General features: G+C 29.1%; 2 protein-coding genes. Both read left to right on the plus strand.

What is annotated here, in order from left to right; all coding sequences use genetic code 11:
• Nucleotides 1–128: 128 nt before the first annotated feature.
• Nucleotides 129–1,334, plus strand: coding sequence for an ImmA/IrrE family metallo-endopeptidase (locus tag BMY96_RS10960; RefSeq protein ID WP_092852096.1), 1,206 nt, complete (start codon nt 129–131; stop codon nt 1,332–1,334).
• A gap of 215 nt (nt 1,335–1,549) precedes the next feature.
• A complete protein-coding gene (locus BMY96_RS10965) occupies nt 1,550–2,671 on the plus strand; it encodes a DUF4238 domain-containing protein (RefSeq protein WP_092852098.1) in 1,122 nt (373 codons plus the stop codon).
• The last annotated feature ends 226 nt before the right edge of the window (nt 2,672–2,897 follow it).

Consider the following 2,897-nt stretch of genomic DNA (forward strand, 5'->3'; position numbering starts at 1 on the left):
TCCTAAATCATGAGTTAGTGCTTGTTTGCTTGCATCTGATTTTCCTTCGGAAAATCCTCGCACTCAAACTACGCACTATTCTTATACCAACCGTTGTGCGTAATTTGAAGAAAAATTTGAGATAATCAATGAACACTGTAAAAATTGGAGATAAATTTGAGGACAAATCTTATGACTTAATTGTAAAAGCAATTGAGAATGAGGAATTGGGAATCTCTAAAAGCACTGCTAAAGTTCAAAAAAAAGTTGGCTATTACTCAAAAGATAGAGAGAAAGAAATAATTTTTGATTTATCTATTGAAATTTGGCCTAAAAATGCCAAAAGATATACTCTACTCTACTTAATCGAATGTAAAAGTTCACCATCTGGACATAATGTCCCAGTTGATGATGTTGAGGAGTTTAATACTAAAATTAATCAAGTAGCTGGCGGAGGAGTAAAAGGAATTATGATTACAGATAATAAATTTCAATCTGGAGGATTAACCTTTGCAAAAAATAAAAGAATGATGTTAATCGAAGTTGACAAAGATGATAATCATTCTATAATTCTTCACAGGACAGATAAAGATAATAAAAAAGAAGACAAAAAGGACGCTGATAGTATTTTCTTCAAGTTCATAAAAAAGACTTTAGGCTTAAAAAAAGTAAAAGGACTAAAACGTTTATCTGCTGTACAAATAGAAAATTTAGCTTTACCAATTTTACAAAAATATAACGATTTATATTCTTCAATTAAAATAGATGAATTCATTGAACACTTGAAATCTGAATATGATTTGAAGTTTGATTTTACTCAAGATTTAGAAACAGTAAATGGAAAAAAAATAGAAGGGTTTTACGATATTGAAAACAAGGCAATTCTTATCGATAAATCCGTTTTGTTTTCAGAAAAATTTCCTTTTGTTTTAGGTCATGAATTGGGACACTTTTTCCTTCATAGTAATTTGAAAGTAAATCAAGAAAGATATGATGATTTTGCGGATTCTGAATATGACTTTTTCACAGATAGACATAATTTAGTAAACGACAGAAATTGGATTGAATGGCAAGCGAATAAATTCTCAATTTCTTTATTCTTGCCAAAAGTATTATTTCTTCCTCACTTAATTGCCTATCGAAAAAGTATTGGAATAAGTCGACCAGAACATATTTATTTGGACGAACAAACGATTAACAAACAAGATTACTACAAAACTGTAGATTATCTATCGGATTATTTCGGAATTAGTAAAACAGCGGTAAAATTTAGAATAGAAGAACTGAATTTGATAACCTATGCTAAACTGAAAGACGATCTTAGAAGTGTAGTAAGAAGAACATTTTTTGAATAAAAACTACGCACAACAATGTATAAAAATAATAAGGGTTAAGTGCCAAACCCAAAGTTGGTACATATTAACAAAGTTCGCCAAATTTACAATTTGACGGTTAAAAGAAAAATAACGGTAAAATTGTAAATTTGGCTAAGTGCTAAACTGAAAAGTAAGTGTATTTTAATCCCTTACTATTCTTATACTGAGCCGTTAGCGGTAATTTACCAGAAACTATGAGCAAACCAGTACATCAACACTTTATTCCGAAAAGCTATTTAAACAATTTCGCTGTTAGTGAAGATGACAAAAATTTTATTTCAGCAAAGAATAAAGAAGAAGATAAAATTATCAATGTTAGTACAAGAGATATCTGTGTGAATAAAAACCTTTACACCTTACCTAACGATGAAAATAAATTTGCAATAGAACATTTTTACGCCGACAATATTGATGCAGAATTTCCTAAAATATATAAAATCCTAACAGACAAAAAAGTTAGCGATATTGATAGAGAAACTAAAGAAAAAATAATATCAGTTGCATTAAGCCTATACTTTAGAACACCTAAATTCCTTAATGAGGAAAATAAACTATTTTTAGAATTAGTTCGTGCAGCTCAAAAAAACTCAAAAGGTGGAGATTTCATTATTGAATATGGAGGAGAAGAAATTACAATAAGTCCCGAAGAAGTTCAACTAATAATTAAAGAACAAAAGGAAAATAATAGAATAAATTTTTTAAGTCAACATTTAGACAATTATGAAAAGTTAATTAAAAGCAAAATAAAAGATACTATTTATGTTTATCATCTGATTGATGACAGTCAGTTTATTACATCTGATAATCCTGTAATAATAAGACCATATGCTGACCCAACTGATGAAAACTTTGATGAAGAAAAATATTATAACCAAGTTGTAAATCCCTTTGATAGAACAAACACAATTCATCTTCCTCTTGACAATAAAACCATTTTAACTATTCTTCCTAACCTAGATTCATTTCCTGATTTGAAAATTAGACGATTAGAAAAGTTACAAATTGATACAGTAATGTATAATAGTGACATCGAAAAATATTCCGAGAGATGGATATTGGGTATGCCTGGAAGTATAGAAAATCATTTGGAAGAACAAATTGAATTTAACAAACCGACACCTGAAAATATAGAAGCGGTAGATGGATACATTGAGAAAACAGTTCAGTTAAAAGAATTGACTGAACTTATAGAGAAAAATGGAGTGAAAAACATTGATGTATTAAAAAAAGCAAGGTATATGGAAACTTTAAAAAGCGTAAACCAAGACCCAAACTTTAAAAGAATATTTAATGTAATTAATAAAGCAAATAATTAAAAACTACCGCTAACACCGTATAAAAATAATTGCGGTTTAGTGCTTAACCAAAGGTCGTTGCGTGTTTGTAACGTCTGATTTTCCTTCGGAAAATCCTCGCATACAAACCCGCAACTATTCTTATACATAAACGTTGTGGTTAATATAGAAAACTCGAACTATGAAAAAAACTTCCCTACTTCTATTCATAATTATAGTTTCTTCTTGTAACCATAATGAAGAAAAA

This window comes from Algibacter pectinivorans (assembly GCF_900112595.1).
GTDB classification, from domain to species: Bacteria; Bacteroidota; Bacteroidia; order Flavobacteriales; family Flavobacteriaceae; genus Algibacter_B; species Algibacter_B pectinivorans.